The organism is Paenarthrobacter sp. 10L412 (assembly GCF_056395565.1).
Genome location: NZ_JBFTJT010000003.1, coordinates 237,835 through 254,121 on the forward strand (window position 1 = coordinate 237,835; position 16,287 = coordinate 254,121).

Below are 16,287 nucleotides of genomic sequence, written 5' to 3' on the forward strand. Positions count from 1 at the left end.
CATGACAACCCCAACACCTGCCGCCCAACCGGGCAACGTGGTGGACCCATACCGGGCCTACAACTTCAAGCTCGTCATCCAAGGCGTGGTTCAGGGCCACTTCACCAAAGTGGAGGGCCTCGGCCTGAAAATCGACCGAATCCTCTACCGCTCCGGCGGCGAAAACAGCACAGTCCGCGTCATCCCCGGGCAAGTGGAGTACACCCCAGTGACTTTGAAGTACGGGCTCACGGACTCCACCGAGATGCTGCAGTGGCTCTTCAAAGCCGTGGACGGAAAAGTGGAACGCCGGAACGTCTCCATCGCGATGCTCAACGATGCCGGCTCCGTGGAAGTCCGCCGCTGGAACCTCCTGGGGGCCTGGCCGTGCGACTGGTTCGGCGCACCCCTTGACGCCTTGGGCAAGGATCTCGCCATCGAATCCCTCAGCATCGCGTACGACCGCCTGGAGCTCGACGATGCCCGCGCTCCCGTCGCCTGAGCCTGGGTTTTCGTGGCGCCGGGCGGCTGCGCAACGTTTGCGAGGTGTGGCTGCGTGGCTGGATCGCGGGTCGGGTTCTCCGGGTGCGGGCTCATCGGGCGGGGGTATGTCGGTCGAGGGCGCGTCGGCGCCTTCAGAGCCTGATTCGTCGGAGAGTCCGACGCCGGCGCGCGGCCTGAACGTGGAAGGCGCACCTGAGCACTGGGTTCAGTTGCTGCGCAATGCCGGGTTGGTTCCTCCCGCCGCTCCCACCAACACCCCTCCCGTTGCGAGGCCCACTCTGCGTGTCTGGGGACGCTCTTGGGGCGCAAAGCCGGCCCCACAACCCGCCCCCAGCACCACACCCATCGTTGCGGGGCCAGATGTGCGTGCTTCGGGGCCAACATCGGACACAGAGCAGGCCCCACAACACATACCCATGCTGCGCCTTCGCACGAATCCATCTGAATCAGCCCTCGTTGCGAGGGCCACTCTGCGTGCTTCGTCACCAAAAAGGGACGCAGAGCAGGCCCAACAACACACCCCCAACGCCACACCCCACGTTGCGGGGCCACTTGTGCGTGCTTCCGGGCCAACATCGGACGCAGAGCGGGCCCCGCAACAGACTCCACAACGCATACCCCTGCTGCGCCTTCGCCCTGATCGCTCGTCGACACCCCACGTTGCGGTGCCCGATATGCGTGCTTCCAAACCACAATGGGGCCCAGTGCAGGCCCCACAACACAACCCCACCCACGTTGCGGGACCCGATATGGGCGATTCCGGGCCAACATGGGACGCAGAGCAGGCCCCACAACACAACCCCACCCACGTAGCGGGGCCTGATGTGCGCGATTCCGGGCCGAAGTGGGATGCAGAGCAGGCCCCACAAGACATCCCCATGCTGCGCCTTCGCACGGATCGATCTGAATCACCACACATTGCGGGGCCTACTCTGCTTGCTAAACCCCAAGATCGGGGCGTAGAGCAGGCCCCACAACCCCAGGGCCGCCCCAGCGCGGACACGCCCCACACGCCCGCGCCAGCGCTCAAGGGAGACTGGCCGGAGCTCGCCCCGCGGCCCACTCCCACCGCCACGGCAAGCCCAGCAACCACCCCGCTGACCGAAGCTATCGCCCGCCAAGCCCGCCTCACAGACGAACACTTGGCGGTCTGACATGGAACGTGTCGCTTTCCTGATCGAGGACACCGGGGAACACCTTGGCTGCCTGCTCAACCCGGAAACGGTGGTGATGCAGCGCTCGGCCGGTGTGGAGCCCCGGAGAAGTGCCGGCGGCAAACTCAGCGGCAGCGGACTGGCGGACGACCCCCTGCTCTTCACGGGAGGCGGCCACACGGAGCTGAGGCTGGATCTGCTCTTCGACGTCGACCTCGCGCCGGCGTCGCTTCATGTGCAGGATGTGCGGCAAATGACCAGGCCTATCTGGGCGCTCGCCGAGAACAGCGCGGAAGTGGAGCGCCAGCGGAGGCCGCCGTCGGTCCGGTTTGTGTGGGGTCGTGCGTGGAATGTGCCGGGAATCGTGACCGAGGTGGCGGAACGCTTCGACCGCTTCGCCCCGGACGGTTCACCGCTCAGGTCCTGGATGCGGATGGTCTTTGTTCGCGTGGGCCAGTCTGCCGACGAGGAAGGCGGCGAGAATTACGAGCTCGCCCAGCGGCTCCCTGCCGTGGATCTGACGGCCCCACCCGTAGACACGCTGGCGGTCACGGGCGATGGCAGCACGGACAGGGAAGCAGCAATGCCCGACGGCGGCGAGTTCCTTCCTGAGGTGCCGCCGGCTGAGTTGGGGCGGCTTTCCGTTCAAGCCTTCGGGACACCGCTGCTCTGGAAGCTGCTCCTGGAGTACAACGACATCGACGACCCCGCGCACTTCAGCGGGCCACTCGCCGTCCCGCCGGTTGGTGAAGCACCATGAGGCGTGAAGGACCATGAGGCAAGTCCAAGGCCTCCCCGAGCTCATCGTCACGCTAGGGCGGCGAAGACTAAGCACGGCCGAAACGGCGGCGATAGTGTCCGTCCAGGTGCTCAGTTCACTCGCGAGGCCAGCCCAGTGCCTCATCAGCTGGCGACCCGGTCCGGGCAGGACTGCTGCGGCGAGGGGTGGCGTGGATCCCGCGCCCGGTGATGCCCTGCGGGTGGAGCTCGGCGGTCATCGGACCCCACTCTTCGTGGGTGAGGTGACCGTCGTGGAGTACAGCTATGGAGCCAACCTTGGTCAGGAAATCCGCATCAGGGCCTACGATGCCCTGCACCGGCTGAGGAAGCGCCAATTCACCAGGCTGCACGAGGACGTCGACCTTGCTGCATTGGCAAGAAAACTCTGCGAGGGCACCGGACTGGATGTAGTGGGGGGCGGCGAGAAGCTCGGGCAGGTGTACCAGTGCGCCCGCACGGACCTGAGCCTCCTGGTTGAACAGAGTGCCCGGGTGGGCGCCTACCCGGTGGTGCATGACGGCGCCCTCAGGCTCACAGGACTCGACGGCGAAGGCGAACCGCTGGAGCTCAGCCTTGGGGCATCCCTGCATTCGGCAGAGATCGAGGTCAGCCAGGAACCCGCCTACGCGTCCGCAGCAATCAACGGCTGGCGTGCGGAGGACGCTTCAGTCCACCAGGCCGAAACGAGCAGCAGCGACGCTAAAGCCCGCGTCACAGCCGACCCAACATTGGCCAGCGTGGGTGCAGGCGGCGAACTCCGGCGAGACAACGAAGTGCTCGAGTCCACCCAAGAGGCGAATGGATTGGCGCAGTCCGAGCTGGATGTCAGGATGGCCGGGCAGGTCACGGCAGTGTTCGTGGCTGAGGGCAATCCCGGGCTCAGGGCGGGTGGGCGCGTGAGGATCAAGGGGGTAGCGCCGTCCATCGAGGGAACGTACCTGATCGCGAGCGCCTCACACCGTTTGGACGGCACGGGCTACGAAACCACGCTTACCACCCGCCCACCGAGCTCTGTCCAGGAACGACGCCCGGACGTCTTCACGCTCGGCATCATCACGGACGTGGATGATCCCGATGCCCGGGGGCGTGCCCGTGTGCAGCTGCCGGCTTACCCGGATCTCCAGACGGCGTGGGCTCCCGTGCTCACGGCGTCCGCCGGTCCAGGCAAGGGGATGGTCAGCCCGCCGGCGCCCGGCGATCACGTCCTGGTGCTTCTTCCCGCCACGGATCCGGCCCAGGCCATCATCCTCGGCGGCCTGTACGGCAGCGAACAGACGCCCGACAACCGTGTCAACACTCCCCGGGAGAGCCGTTACACGTTCCGCAGTGCGGACGGCCAACAAATCGTGCTCGACGGCGGTGCCCAAACCGTGAGTTTCACGGACGGCCACGGCTCGTCGGTGGAGCTGGGGCCGGACAAGCTCCGCATCACCGCTGCCACGGACCTGGTGCTGGAAGCCCCGGGCAAAGCCATGAAAATCCGTGCGAAATCCGTCGACTTCGAGGAGGCCTAAGCCATGAGGATTCTGGTCAAGGAGGCCATCCTGCGGTGTGGGCATGACGGCAAAGTGGAGAACGTCCCCTCGCAGGAGTGGGTCCGTGTCAAAGGATCGCCGGTGTTGGTGGACAACGATCCCCAAGGCAGGGATATCAGCATGTGCCCGAACATCGGCATCAACATCAAGCCGTGCAATAAGACGTTACCGGTCGCCAAAGGCTATTCAACTTTCGTCAGAATCGGGGCCAAGGCCGTCTGCCTGGACACTGTGGAGGGCTTCACCGACGGCACGCCCCCGGGCGCCGTGAAGTACAACGTGCGGCGGCCCGGGCAAACGTTGGTGGGGTCAGGCTCATGAAAAAGGGACAGTCATGAGCGCCCCACGCTACACATCGATTGCTTTCATCCATCCGGATTTCGACGCAGCTGCCGGCGTCCCCGGTCTGCGCATCACCCCGTCAGGCAGGTTGGCGACTGTTACGGACGCGGCCTCCATCCGTCAGGCCCTCCTGCTCCTGCTGAGCACGAGGCCCGGCGAGCGCGTCAACCGCCCGACGTACGGCTGCCATTTGTTCCGTTTGGCATTCGCTCCGGCGGACGACACCACCGCCGGACTGGCCATCCACTATGTGGCCCGCGCGGTGGAGCAGTGGGAGCGGCGAATCACAGTGCTTTCCCTGGATGCGTCACGTTCGCCGGAGGATCCCGAAGTTCTTGAGGTCCGGCTGAAATACCGTGTCCGCACCACCCAGCTTGAGGATGAGATCGCCATCGCCCTGCCCGTGGAGTCCGGAGGTGCAGTATGAGTATCCCCGTGCCCAATCTGGACGATCGCAGCTTCGCGGACCTCGTGGCCGGCGCCCGCGAACGCATCCAACAAATCGCGCCTGAGTGGACGGACCTCTCGGTCCACGATCCCGGCATCACCATCGTGGAGGCCTTCGCCTACCTCACGGACACGCTCATGTACCGGCTCAACCGCGTGCCGGACAAGCTCTACGCCGTCTACCTGAACCTTCTGGGCACGTCGCTGTACCCGCCGACCACCGCCGAAACGATGCTGGAATTCAGCCGCACATCCGCCACAGGCGCCACCGCAGACCAGGAGATCCGTATCCCCCGTGGCACCCAGGTCAGCTGCCCACCGGGCGTTCCCGGTTCACCCCAGCCAGTATTTACGACGACGGCGGCAGCCACTTTGGCTCCCGGCATGAGCAGCGTCCTGGTCCCCGCAGCCGATGTCACCATGTACGACGCCGTACCGATTGGTATCGGGACCGGAAGACCAGGCCAGAGCTTCGTGATCCCCAACGCGCCGATCGTCTCGGGCGCAGGGCTGGCGGTCGCCGTCGAAGTTCCGGCAGGGACGCGGCTGAGCAGTGGCGAGGCAGTGCTGGTAGACGGAGAGCCCTTCCGGTACTGCAAGGAAGTGGAGGCGTTCGCCGACGCAAGGCCGGGTGAGTTGCCGGTGCGGATCGACCGAAGTGCCGGCGTCGCGATGTTCGCATGGTGGGACGAAGAGTCCAGCAAGCGGACGGAGGCCGGACAAGGGCCGTTAGTGCCGGGCGCAGGTGCCGAAGTTCGCGCCTGGTACCGCAGCGGTGGTGGTTCGGGCGGTAACGTCGGCGCGGGTCAGCTCACGGTGCTGCGTTCCCCTGTTCCGGGAGCCAAGGTCACTAATCCAGAGCCGGCAACGGGCGGCCGCGATGGTGAGTCCTTGGAGAACGCCCTGAAGCGCGCACCCCAGGATTTTCAATCCCGCGACCGCGCAGTTACTGTCCGGGACTACGAGGTCCTGGCGCGTCGGCACGGCGGTGTGGGCCGTGCGCGGGCTTTCACCCGCAAGGATCTGTGGGCGTTTGCGCGGCCGGGGGAAGTGGAAATTGTGCTGGTGCCGTTCGTTCCTGGCGGCAGGGCAGGCGCGGCCAAACCATTACGGGCAGCGGACCTTACGTCACACGCACGCGACGAAGTGCGGATTGAAGTGGAACAATATCTCCGCAGGCGGTCCACGGTTGGCGCCGAGCCTGTAGTGCGCTGGGGCCTCTACAAACAGGTGCTGGTGGATGCGCGGATCGTTGTTCGTCCCGATGAGGATGCCGAGGCCGTGAAGTCCAGGATCGTGGGCCGCCTGTCTGAAGGGATCAGTCCGCTGAGCCCGGATTCGTCCAGTTACGGATCCGGGTTTGGGAAGCCACTGCGTGTCTCCAATCTGTATCGCGCCATGGAGGAGGCCGAGCCTGGAGTTCAGTATGTGGACCGGGTCAGGCTGGAAGTGGACAAAGTTCCGGACAGTGATGCCGTGTCCTTGGTCCAGGCTGAAGGCCAGGACAAAACGTGGTTCGTGGCCCAAGGCGGCACCCTGTTCCGCACCACCAACGCCGCCGACGGCTGGGAAGCCTGTGCGGATTTTGGAGATGCCTCCGCCGGCGACCAGACGGAAGAAACCGTCCGCGCCATTGCTCCGTTCCGTTCCCCCGCACCCGGCCGTGTGGGTCCGGAGCGGCACCCGGGCATGGTGGCCGTGAGCACGGTGACCGGTACGGGTTCCCGCATCTATATCAGCGAGGACCTCGGCGAATCCTGGCGCAAAGCAGCCGAACTGGGGTTCGTCGTCGCCGATCTGTGTTGGGTGGACCGCCAGGGTGAGCCGTTGCTGTTGCTGGCAGGCGAGCGCGGCCTTTACGAACTTCCGATGAGCCAAGGTGCCATTCCCGTACAGAACGTGGTGGATACGTCCCAGCCGGATCGTGGTTTTTACGCCGTGGACGCTTTGGTGGACGTCCGTGGGCGGACAGGTGTTGTGGTGGCCGCCGAGGCCTCGGCTGGCGTCTGGCTCTCCTCCGACGCCGGTACCGCCGACAGCTTCAAGCAGGTCAAGGCCTCCGGCGAGGATATCCGCTGCATGACCATCCAGTACGACGGCGGTGCAAGCTATGTGTGGCTCGGCCGCGCAGTGCCGGAAGGGACCGGGACGGGATGCCTGCGCCTGAAGATCGACGAGTTGGGCCGCACGGATTTTGATGAAACCTTCATGAATTCGTGGGAGCAGTTCAGCACTGGCTGGACCGGGGGCAGTTGCTGGGGTGTCCACGTGATGGGTGACGCTGCCTACGCCGCTACCCAGAGCGGCGGGGTGTTACGGCTGCAGCTGGGCCAGGCGTCGGCGCAGTGGAGCGTGCCGGACGTTAACTGCAATCTGCCGCTGAGGGACCGCACCCGGTTCGAGCCTGTCCGTTCGGTGTCCGGCGCCATCCTTGACGGCAAGCCCCTGGTCCTGGCTGCCGGCCCCAAAGGCGTCTATCGCAGCACGGACAACGTCGTTCACTGGGAAAGCTGCACCCGGCGCGTGGTGGACGATGTTGTGACGCTGCCCGACACCTGGCTGTTCTGCTCGGGCGACCACAGGATCGAGGTGGTCCATGGCAATGGCTGAGTCCATGGGGCCCCAGGAGTCCAAGCTGCTGAAAGTCCTGCCGGAAGTGTTCCAGGTGGCCGCCGATACCAGCTCACCCCTGCAGGCCCTTCTTGCTGTGGCCGAGGACATGCATGGGCCCGTCAGGCAGGTCTTGGACCGCATCCATACCGTTCCCGATCCCGGCCGCGCGCCGTCGTCGTTGATTCCTTTTCTCTCGCGCTGGGTAGATCTGGATTGGTTGACGCTTCCCGGGCCCGAGGGCGGCGCTGGATCCGGCAACATTCCCGCGACCGGCGCCATTCCCATATCGCGGCAACGGGACCTCATCGCGGCCGCGGCGCAGCTCTCTGCACGCCGCGGCACTGTGGACGGGCTCACCCGCTTCCTGCACCTGGCCACGGGGGTGCCCGGGTTCGATGTCGAATCCGTGCCCGGCGCCTTCCATATCAAGGTGCTGGTTCCTGCGGAAGCGGGTGGGCAGCTGGAGTTGATCCGGCGGGTCGTCAAAGGCATGAAGCCCGCGCACGTGACGGATGAGCTTGAGGTGCGGGCAGATGAATAAGGAGAACCGCACGCCGATTCTTGTGGTGATTGCCTGTGGAGTGATCGCGCTGTTAGTGCTGGTGTTCGGCGTCAGTTGCGGCGGCGGGAACAACGGTGCGGCACGGGACTGGCAGGGCGGATTCTCCGGCGCAGCAGCGGGCGCGAAACTCACTTCAGCAGACCTGTCTGCCCGGGGCGGTTCGTGTTCGGCATCGGATACCCAGCTGGTGGTGACGGGTGCGTGCGTGTTCGATGTGAAGGAATTCGGCGGGGGCTTGTTCTATTTCGGACCTCCCACCAAGCGGGCAAGGCTTGCACCGCAGCAAGCGGTCACCGTCTCCCTGTTGGTGCAGGGCACGCGGGCTGAGCAGAATTCAGGCCCGGGGAAAACCGTGGACCTGACCTTCGGGACCTCGGGCGGACAGCTGGCAATCGTCTGTCCCGGCCTGGGGACCTGTGTGTTGCTGATCCAGGAAGCCGGAGGCTGAAATGTGCTGCTGTGCGCCGAAACTACAAACCGCGATCCCAGGAGTTGTTGTGCCATGACTGCCATCACCATGACGTTGAGCTCCCCGGACGTGGTCCTTAAAGAGGGGAAGGGATCGCTGACAGCGTCCGTTACCAACGGCTCCACCACTTCGGAACGCGTAGTGCTCGGCGCGTTCCCCGGGCAGGTGACCAATCCGCCGTCGAAGACTTACACCACCATCCCCAACCCGTTGCGGACCATCGGTGCCGGGGCCACCGAACAGTACGTGGTCAATTTCGACACCGACGGGGCTTCCGCGGGCAGCTACCCGGTGAAGTTGATCGCATACTCCGCCGACGACGCACCCGAGGACTACGCGGACCAGGCGCATGTGGTCACGCTGACTGTTCCGGCGGCCGAGAAGCCGAAGCCCAAGCCCGGATTCCCGTGGTTGTGGGTGATCATCGGGGGCGTGGTGCTGCTGGCGGTTATCGGCGTGATCCTGTACTTCATGTTCAAGGACGCCAACGTTCCGGACGTGAAATCCAAACCGCAGGCTGAAGCGGTCAAGATCGTGACGGACGCCGGTTTCAAAGCGGCCACAACGGAAATCGAAAGCGCCTCGCCTGAAGGAACGGTAGTCAACCAGAGTCCCGCCGGCGGCGAGAAAGCAGGGCGCGGCAGCACGGTCAACCTGGAAATCGCGGTGCCCGTGAAGGCCACCGTGCCCAGTGTCCTGGGATCACGGATTGAAACGGCCCGCAACGCCTTCCAGGCCGCACAACTGCAATTGGACTTCACCCAGGGTTCCGCTTGCCAAAGCTCCCCTCCCCTCTCCCTGATGAGGTGCGTAGTGGTGGGCGTCAATCCCGACGTCGGCACCAAAGTTAACGTCAACGCACTCGTTTTGGTGCGGACTGAGTTGAGGTCCAGCATCATCCTTGATCCGGTGAACATCTGCCTGAGCAACCCCCAACTCTGCGAGGTGCGGCTCAACCCGTGATTATTTCCGGACACGTTTGCCTGCCTGGGCAGCTGCCATGAAAAGATCAACCATGCGTCCCATGCAGCACTCCAGCAAACTCCAGAATGTCCGCTACGAACTCCGTGGTCCCATCCTCCAGGCTGCCAAGGCCATGGAAGCCGAGGGACACCGCATCCTCAAGATGAACCTCGGGGACACGGCACCGTTCGGGCTGGAAGCGCCGGAGTCAGTGGTGGTGGACATGATCCACCACATCCGCGGGGCCCAGGGCTACAGCGACTCCAAAGGCATCTTCTCCGCCCGGACCGCGATCTCGCAGTACTACCAGACGCGCGGACTGATGACGATCGGCGTCGAGGATGTCTTCATCGGCAACGGCGTCAGCGAACTCATTTCCATGACCCTGCAGGCGTTCATGGAAAACGGTGACGAGATCCTGATCCCGGCTCCGGACTACCCGCTCTGGACCGCGGCCGTGACACTCACAGGTGGCAAAGCCGTGCACTACCTCTGTGACGAGGATGAGAATTGGTGGCCGGACATGGCCGACGTCGAAGCGAAGATCACCCCGCGCACACGGGGCATCGTGATCATCAACCCGAACAATCCCACGGGTGCCGTCTACCCCCGGCACATCCTTGAGCAATTCGCGGCGTTGGCGCGGAAGCACGATCTCGTTCTGTTTTCCGATGAGATCTACGAGAAGATCCGCTACGTCGATGCACCGCACATTCATACCGCCGCGGTGGCAGACGACATCCCGGTGTTGACGTTCAGTGGACTTTCCAAGGCCTACCGCATGCCCGGCTACCGTGCAGGCTGGGTTGCCGTGACTGGACCATTGACCGCAACGGCTGCCTATCGGGAATCCTTGGAACTGCTGGCCTCGTTGCGGTTGTGTTCCAACGTTCCCGCCCAGCATGCCATCCAGACCTGCCTGGGCGGGTACCAAAGCATCGAGGCACTGATTCGTCCCGGCGGGCGCCTGCGTGAGCAACGGGATCTGGCGTTGAAATTGTTGACGGCAATCCCAGGCGTTTCGTGCGTTCCCGCGGCTGGCGCCATGTACCTGTTCCCTCGGTTGGACCCTGAGATCTACCCCATCGAGAGCGACGAGAAGTTCGTCCTCCAACTCCTGCAGGAGCAGAAGATCCTCGTCTCGCACGGAACGGCCTTCAACTGGCCCACGCCGGACCACTTCCGCTTCGTGATCCTGCCGACCGTGGAGGACATCGAGGAAGCCGTGCGCAGGATCGAACACTTCCTCGCCGCGTACAGGAACCGCCCGGTGGACTAACCACGTGGCTTGCTGACCTTCTTTGGCCCGCCGGGCCACTCTTTGTAACCCACATGGGTTGGATTTTCGCCCTCTGGCCAGCAAAGAGGGTCAGGAAGCCACGGGCTACACCGCCCGTGAGCTCCGTGACTTTGAGGAACTTGGGCTGGCTGAGAATCAGCAACACCGCGAACACGATTTTCAGGACCGGCAGCAAACCAAGGATTGCCGCTGCCTGCCCCTCTGGAAAGCTCTCATCCATCAAGTCTTCGCCATGACGAATTGAGAGCACAGTAAATGGATGTCCTCCTAGCTGCCGCGTTGATTCTCTGAGCAACCAGGAGGACATCCCGTACTTAGTTGAACTGGCGAGCAAACACGTTTGCCCAGCTTCCGCTTCCGGGGACTGTCACTAGTCCTCGATGAGTTTCACACCGTCGGCGGCTGTGAGCAGGGGTGGGAGTTCTTTGCTCGGGCTTGGAGGCATCAATTCTTCCTCTGAAACTGTGCCACGAGCGGCGTACGCCGGCCAGAAGTTCATGCTCGCTCCCCACTGAGTCAAAAGAGTGTCTATGGGGATGTAGCAACCGAGAATGGAACCGTTGTGGTCAATGGCCCCCACGTGCATGCCAACAGCTCGCAGACCTTGACTGTCTTGTCGCCAAACAGGACCGCCGGAATCGCCACCGGCTCGGGCATAGTTTGCGCAGTAGACGTAAACTCCATTCCAGTCGACAAAGCGGTATTGGATCGTTCCTTCAGTCCAGCCCGTTGTATTGCCCATCTTGCCGACCGCAGTGCCGAGAGTCTGATCACCGCTGGGCATCTTCCCCGTTACCTGTCCGCTGCCAGGAGTACTCCCCGTCTTTGGGTCAACAATGGTCTGGTAGACGTCGACGCCCGCATCCGGTCGAACGAGCGCGGAGTCACCATCAGTGCCGCCAGCCTTTCGGTACGCCAACGTGCCGAAGCCGGCGCCCGTGCCGGATACCCGTTCCCCCACAGAAAAGCAATGGCCAGCCGTCAGGATGAAAGTTCCGCTCGTGCCGTTAATGACATAGCTGCCGGTACACTAAGGCGAAGTGCCTTTGTACATAGGGTGACCAACCAGATAGTTGTACCACCCTGCGTGAGCCGGCTGCACGCCGATCACCACGATGAAAAGTGCCGCAATCAGGGCCGCGATCCCGGAGATCCCGCCCTTGAATAAATTCCTCATATTGCCTCCATATTGAATTTTGCACGTCGGCAAGGCCGACTACGGCAGAGCCTAGCCCACAAACAGACAATTCATGGTCGCCGCGCCCATTTGCGATCTGGAGCGAATCAATTTGCAGTCGTATAGAAATGTGGCATTGAACACACTCCTAGGGCAAATCATGATCGCTGCTCCCAAGCTTGTGGCTGGAAGTATTTGATAGGTCAGTTACAACATTTTGGAACAAATCATATTAGGAGCACTACAGAGTTTTCCTATGGTTCTATCCGAGATTTCCCGGTATATTCCGGATATGAAGGCAAGATGGAACAGACTAGCAACGGTTGGATCGGTATTGTCTTTGGCGGCTATAGTCGGGGCGTGCGCCGCACCCGCAACATCCTCGACACCGCCACCCCTGCGTCTCGTCACGGCCGCTGCACGTCAGCAAGTGGTTATGGACGCGGCGTTCTCAGGGGAACTGTCAGTTGATGGCGAAGGCTGCGTTCGGGCGAAGGCGGCTGGCGATGCCTCAATGTTCAGTCTCGTATGGCCTCAGGGCTACACAGTCCGGGGCGATTCGAAGAGCTTCGAAGTCGTTGACGCCAACAAGAACGTCGTAGCCCGGTCCGGAACGTCCTTGAAAGTCGGCGGCGGCCTCGTTGATGCTGTCTCGGACAGCTGGACGGAAAGTAGCTGCGCCAAGGGCAGTCTCTGGATGGTTGCAGAGTAGCGATCTTCGTAGACGCTACCCCGCCGACGACCGTTTTCCAGGGGCAGAACGAGCATGCCCGCATCTAAAGCAACATGCTCGGACTGGAACGCCACCAACGCAAATACAGGGGTGGAAAGCGGTGGCACGCTGTTTCTGCCGGCGAACTCGCCTAGGAGGCGAGAGCGAATAGGAAACTGATTAATACTGCCTCGCGCGGGTCGAGAAATGGCTGGTTAATCGAAGCAGACGATTCTTCCTCTAATGATGTTCTGTGGAACGCGTCGCGCGACCTTAGGTGTCTCGTTGCTCTCGAATCGGACAAGAGATTTCATGGGGTGTGAATAACGAGAATAATTTGCGGTTGATTACTATTTCGACACAGCTTCGGCCACACTTCCCCTAAAATTTCTGAATCCAAAATGAATGCCAGATTAAAAGGGGTTGAGCATCAATAGGCACATCATCACGAGGCAGGTATTCACACATCAGGTGGAGGGACTGTTCAGCTCATTCCCTCCACGGGGCGCGGTCATCCTCCAACGACCACCGCCCCACCGTGATTTGCGGCAAGTCTCGCGGCGCGAAGGCTTAAGGCGCCGAGTCCACCACCGAGGTCCTCAGTGACGTCCACGTCGTGACGGTCCCTGCGGGATATCCGGGATAATCCTTGATCAGCACGGACTGTCCCCCGATGACCACACCCGAGGCGGGATCGATGACGATGTTCGATCCCGTCACTCCGTCTGATGATGCGATGCCAATGGCGATGCCTGTGCGGCCATCGATTACTGCGTGCCTGTCAGCCACTGTAACGCCGGGAATCAGAGCAGCTGCCTTGTAGAGCGCAGCGCGCAGGTCAGCCGGAACGATTCCTGTCCGCAGACCATTCGCGATTGCCGTGAAAGCCTCATTGTCGGGAGACTTCCCGGCGCCCTTGGTGCGTTCGTAGATCAAGTCCAGCAGAGCCCGTGGATCCCTGGGCAGACTCGCGGCCTCCCTTAACGGCGTACCAACGATGACGGTCGGCTCATTCCCATAGAAGACACCTCCAGGGGAACGCAGAATCCCGACGAACTCAGGTTGCCCATCCGACTCGGCTTCCTGGGCTTTACGGACCTCGTCTGGCAGAGGCTTGGCTTCCTTGCTCGACGAGTCCAAAATCATGCGAGGTTCCAAGTTCCAGACCCAAACGTCTGCTCTGTCGGCTGGCACGTACATCTGACTGTTTGTGGTCTCCTCCCATCTCACGTCACTTACATCGGCAGCCTGCCCGCCCGATCCAAAGACCGACTCCGTTGCGATTTTCAGATACTGTCCGGGTCCCACCACAGGGTCGGACGTTTGAATAGCTGCAGCAGCAGCGTTGTTCAGCACCTCGGCCGCCTCAGCTGTGGTTCCCGGACCGCCGGATCTGACGACATCGGCAATGACGATACCGCCGACCAACAGGGCGGCAGCGGCAGAAGCGAAAAGAGCACGTCGCCGGAACCGGATGGGCGTAACGGTGGTTTTCCGCTGAGGTGTTGAGGTGCCGGACGCTTGCACTTTGGCCATGACTTTCTCCCTGCCGCGGGCCAATGTGACAGGCGGTGCGGAGCCGACGTCGCTACGCATCTCGCGGAGCAGCTGCAGTTCGTCCATGGTGGTTCTCCATTTCGGTAAGTCTTTCGAGGCTGAACTGGGTTCGAAGTATTTGGCGAGCACGGTTCAAGCGGGAACGAACCGTCCCCACCGGCACGCTCATGGCCTGGGCTATGCCTTCGTAGGTCAGATCGGCCCATGCGTAGAGCAGCAGCGTTTCCCTGTCTATGGCTTCCATGTTCCGGAGGGACTGGGCAATTCGACCGATGGCGACCTTGGCGTCGACCTCTGCGGCGATCCGGTCTGAATCGTCGGCCGCTGCTTCGCGCGTGGCGGACCTGGCGGCCGTCTTGAGAACTTTTGCTTCAGCTCGGTGATGCTGTCGAAGCAAATTAGTAGCGATTCCGAACAACCATGGCCGGGCATCGTCCCGGCCCGTGTCGTAGGTTTCCAGATGCTCCCAAGCGACCAGGAAGGTTTCCGAGGTGACGTCGTCCGCGGCGAATTCCCCGGCCCTTCTGGCCGCATACCTGTAAATGGCTGAGGCATGCCGATCGTACAGCTCCCCGAAAACTGCGGGGCTGTCCCGGGACCGCCTGATGATGTCGCTGTCTGTGCTCACACTATGTATTGACCGCTGGCCGCAAAAGAGTTCACGCAGCGGCCTTCTTCCTCCCCTGGACCTCGACGTCAGACTATCCGCCCCTGCTGATCTCGTCCGGGACCGCGGCCTTGCTCAAGCTGTCACACTTCCGTCCCCCCTTACGACATCCCTGATGTAAGGCACCACCACAGAAGGGGAAACAGCATGACCCGCATCAATATCGGCCACAGCAACAAGCTCGGCTACGCCGCTGTCATCGGGCTGGAAGGTTACGCCCGGAAGTCGGTTGATCCCGACTTGTACGAAATCATCAAGCTCCGCGCCTCCATCTTGAACGGCTGCGGTTTCTGCGTGGACATGCATGCCACGGACGGCCGGAAGCGCGGGATTCCCGCCCGCAAGCTGCATGCCGTGGCAGCGTGGCAGCATTCGAAGGTGTTCTTCGACGCCCGCGAGCAGGCCGTGCTGGCCTTGACTGACGCCATAACCCTGCTGGGGCCGGACACCGTTACTGACGAGATCTGGAATGCGGCCGCCACCCATTTCGACGACAGCCAAATGGGAGGCTTGGTCCTGGCCATCTCCACGATCAACGTGTGGAACAGGATTGCCGTGAGCACGCAGATGGAGCCGCCGGTGGATGAGAAGAACCCGATCGTCTGAGGGGTAGCGTGGAGGGCATGAGTCTTGCGGTATCGGCCACGGCCGCGTGGCAGAGCGAACGGAATCGTTTGCTGGGAATCGCCTACCGGATGTTGGGAGATTTCGGCCATGCCGAGGACGTCGTCTCCGAGGTTGCCATCGATGCCGTCCGGCAGGAACGCAAGGCCGATGGCCACAGCGTGGAATCCTGGCCCGCGTGGCTAACCACAGTGTGCGTGCGGCGCTCGGTTGACCGGGTGCGCCAACTCGCCGCTGTGCGTGAGGACTACACCGGGCCTTGGTTGCCGGAGCCGGTAGACACCTCCAGGCTTCCGGAGGAAACCGTGGCCAACCGCGAGCTCCTGTCCTTAACCTTGCTTCACCTGGCTGAGCAACTGGCTCCGGAGGCGAGGGCCGCCCTGGTGCTCCACCGCGCTTTTGGGATGTCCGCGCCGGAAATCGCGGACATCCTGGAAAAGACCCCCACTGCCGTACGCCAAATGATTTCCAGGGCCGAGCGCCGCTTGGACATCGACCCCGACGCTCCCGCTCCCAGGACCAAGGATCGCGCGGCCTTGGAGAAGCTGGTACGCGCCATCGAGCACGGCGACATTGACACGGTAGTTGCGATGCTCGATCGGGACGCAGTGCTGTGGGCCGACGGCGGTGGCAAGGTCAAGAGCGCCATGAATCCCGTGTTCGGGGCGGAGCGGATCGGGCGGTTCTTCGCGGGCATCCTCGGCAAAGCAGCCGCCTTCGATCCCGCACAGCCGGTCCGTTCCCGGATCATCGAGGTCAACGGCGAAGCTGCTGTATTGCTATGGCATCAGGGCCGCTGCGATGTCTTGTTGATCGACGGCGGCCTCGACGGGAGCGTCCGGGAGCTGCGCCAGCTTGCCAATCCGGACAAGCTGACCCGGCTTTCGCTGGGCGAACCGTAG

General features: G+C 62.8%; 18 protein-coding genes. 14 read left to right on the top strand and 4 right to left on the bottom strand.

Annotated elements, in window-relative coordinates:
* Position 1 precedes the first annotated feature (1 nt).
* The 11 genes from AC1DD7_RS04420 to AC1DD7_RS04470 all read left to right on the top strand — a co-directional run bounded on the left by AC1DD7_RS04420 (position 2) and on the right by AC1DD7_RS04470 (position 10,892).
* Positions 2-481 carry a phage tail protein gene (locus tag AC1DD7_RS04420; protein WP_159708998.1) on the top strand — a complete coding sequence of 160 codons (480 nt, stop codon included), beginning with the start codon at positions 2-4 and terminating at the stop codon, positions 479-481.
* 1,157 nt (positions 482-1,638) lie between these two features.
* The gene (locus AC1DD7_RS04425; protein ID WP_477513972.1) at positions 1,639-2,397 is read left to right on the top strand and encodes a CIS tube protein; all 759 of its coding nucleotides are present in this window, start codon (positions 1,639-1,641) and stop codon (positions 2,395-2,397) included.
* Positions 2,398-2,410: 13 nt separating this feature from the next.
* Positions 2,411-3,931: a phage baseplate assembly protein V gene (locus AC1DD7_RS04430; RefSeq protein WP_477513973.1), complete on the top strand. Its 1,521-nt coding sequence runs from the start codon at positions 2,411-2,413 to the stop codon at positions 3,929-3,931.
* 3 nt (positions 3,932-3,934) lie between these two features.
* Positions 3,935-4,273, top strand: coding sequence for a hypothetical protein (locus AC1DD7_RS04435; RefSeq protein WP_477513974.1), 339 nt, complete (start codon positions 3,935-3,937; stop codon positions 4,271-4,273).
* A 13-nt stretch (positions 4,274-4,286) separates the two neighbouring features.
* Positions 4,287-4,721 carry a GPW/gp25 family protein gene (locus AC1DD7_RS04440; RefSeq protein WP_477513975.1) on the top strand — a complete coding sequence of 145 codons (435 nt, stop codon included), beginning with the start codon at positions 4,287-4,289 and terminating at the stop codon, positions 4,719-4,721.
* Positions 4,718-7,351 carry a baseplate J/gp47 family protein gene (locus AC1DD7_RS04445; RefSeq protein WP_477513976.1) on the top strand — a complete coding sequence of 878 codons (2,634 nt, stop codon included), beginning with the start codon at positions 4,718-4,720 and terminating at the stop codon, positions 7,349-7,351. Before AC1DD7_RS04440 ends, AC1DD7_RS04445 begins: the two co-directional genes overlap by 4 nt.
* A complete protein-coding gene (locus AC1DD7_RS04450; protein ID WP_477513977.1) occupies positions 7,338-7,895 on the top strand; it encodes a hypothetical protein in 558 nt (185 codons plus the stop codon). The genes AC1DD7_RS04445 and AC1DD7_RS04450 overlap by 14 nt, the downstream gene beginning before the upstream one ends.
* Positions 7,888-8,364, top strand: a complete 477-nt coding sequence (locus AC1DD7_RS04455; protein WP_477513978.1) for a hypothetical protein — start codon at positions 7,888-7,890, stop codon at positions 8,362-8,364. The genes AC1DD7_RS04450 and AC1DD7_RS04455 overlap by 8 nt, the downstream gene beginning before the upstream one ends.
* A gap of 54 nt (positions 8,365-8,418) precedes the next feature.
* A complete protein-coding gene (locus AC1DD7_RS04460) occupies positions 8,419-9,348 on the top strand; it encodes a PASTA domain-containing protein (protein WP_477513979.1) in 930 nt (309 codons plus the stop codon).
* Positions 9,349-9,400: 52 nt separating this feature from the next.
* Positions 9,401-10,627: a pyridoxal phosphate-dependent aminotransferase gene (locus tag AC1DD7_RS04465; RefSeq protein ID WP_477514079.1), complete on the top strand. Its 1,227-nt coding sequence runs from the start codon at positions 9,401-9,403 to the stop codon at positions 10,625-10,627.
* 58 nt (positions 10,628-10,685) lie between these two features.
* Complete coding sequence (locus AC1DD7_RS04470; RefSeq protein WP_477513980.1) at positions 10,686-10,892, top strand: hypothetical protein; 207 nt, start codon at positions 10,686-10,688, stop codon at positions 10,890-10,892.
* Positions 10,893-11,018: 126 nt separating this feature from the next.
* On the opposite strand, the gene AC1DD7_RS04475 is transcribed toward AC1DD7_RS04470, so the two are convergent.
* Together AC1DD7_RS04475 and AC1DD7_RS04480 are read right to left on the bottom strand one after the other, a co-directional pair.
* Positions 11,019-11,660 (bottom strand): trypsin-like serine protease, encoded by a 642-nt coding sequence (locus AC1DD7_RS04475; protein WP_477514080.1) that lies wholly within the window; start codon positions 11,658-11,660, stop codon positions 11,019-11,021.
* 18 nt (positions 11,661-11,678) lie between these two features.
* Positions 11,679-11,825, bottom strand: coding sequence for a hypothetical protein (locus AC1DD7_RS04480; protein WP_477513981.1), 147 nt, complete (start codon positions 11,823-11,825; stop codon positions 11,679-11,681).
* Positions 11,826-12,261: 436 nt separating this feature from the next.
* Between AC1DD7_RS04480 and AC1DD7_RS04485 the strand changes: the two genes are divergently transcribed.
* Positions 12,262-12,537: a hypothetical protein gene (locus tag AC1DD7_RS04485; RefSeq protein WP_477513982.1), complete on the top strand. Its 276-nt coding sequence runs from the start codon at positions 12,262-12,264 to the stop codon at positions 12,535-12,537.
* 570 nt (positions 12,538-13,107) lie between these two features.
* Here AC1DD7_RS04485 and AC1DD7_RS04490 read toward each other — a convergent pair.
* Complete coding sequence (locus AC1DD7_RS04490) at positions 13,108-14,160, bottom strand: CU044_5270 family protein (protein WP_477513983.1); 1,053 nt, start codon at positions 14,158-14,160, stop codon at positions 13,108-13,110.
* Positions 14,126-14,722, bottom strand: a complete 597-nt coding sequence (locus AC1DD7_RS04495; protein ID WP_477513984.1) for an RNA polymerase sigma factor — start codon at positions 14,720-14,722, stop codon at positions 14,126-14,128. The genes AC1DD7_RS04490 and AC1DD7_RS04495 overlap by 35 nt, the downstream gene beginning before the upstream one ends.
* A gap of 186 nt (positions 14,723-14,908) precedes the next feature.
* On the opposite strand from AC1DD7_RS04495, the gene AC1DD7_RS04500 reads away from it, so the two are divergent.
* Together AC1DD7_RS04500 and AC1DD7_RS04505 are read left to right on the top strand one after the other, a co-directional pair.
* Positions 14,909-15,367, top strand: coding sequence for a carboxymuconolactone decarboxylase family protein (locus AC1DD7_RS04500; protein ID WP_477513985.1), 459 nt, complete (start codon positions 14,909-14,911; stop codon positions 15,365-15,367).
* Between the two features lie 17 nt (positions 15,368-15,384).
* Positions 15,385-16,287 carry a sigma-70 family RNA polymerase sigma factor gene (locus AC1DD7_RS04505; RefSeq protein WP_477513986.1) on the top strand — a complete coding sequence of 301 codons (903 nt, stop codon included), beginning with the start codon at positions 15,385-15,387 and terminating at the stop codon, positions 16,285-16,287.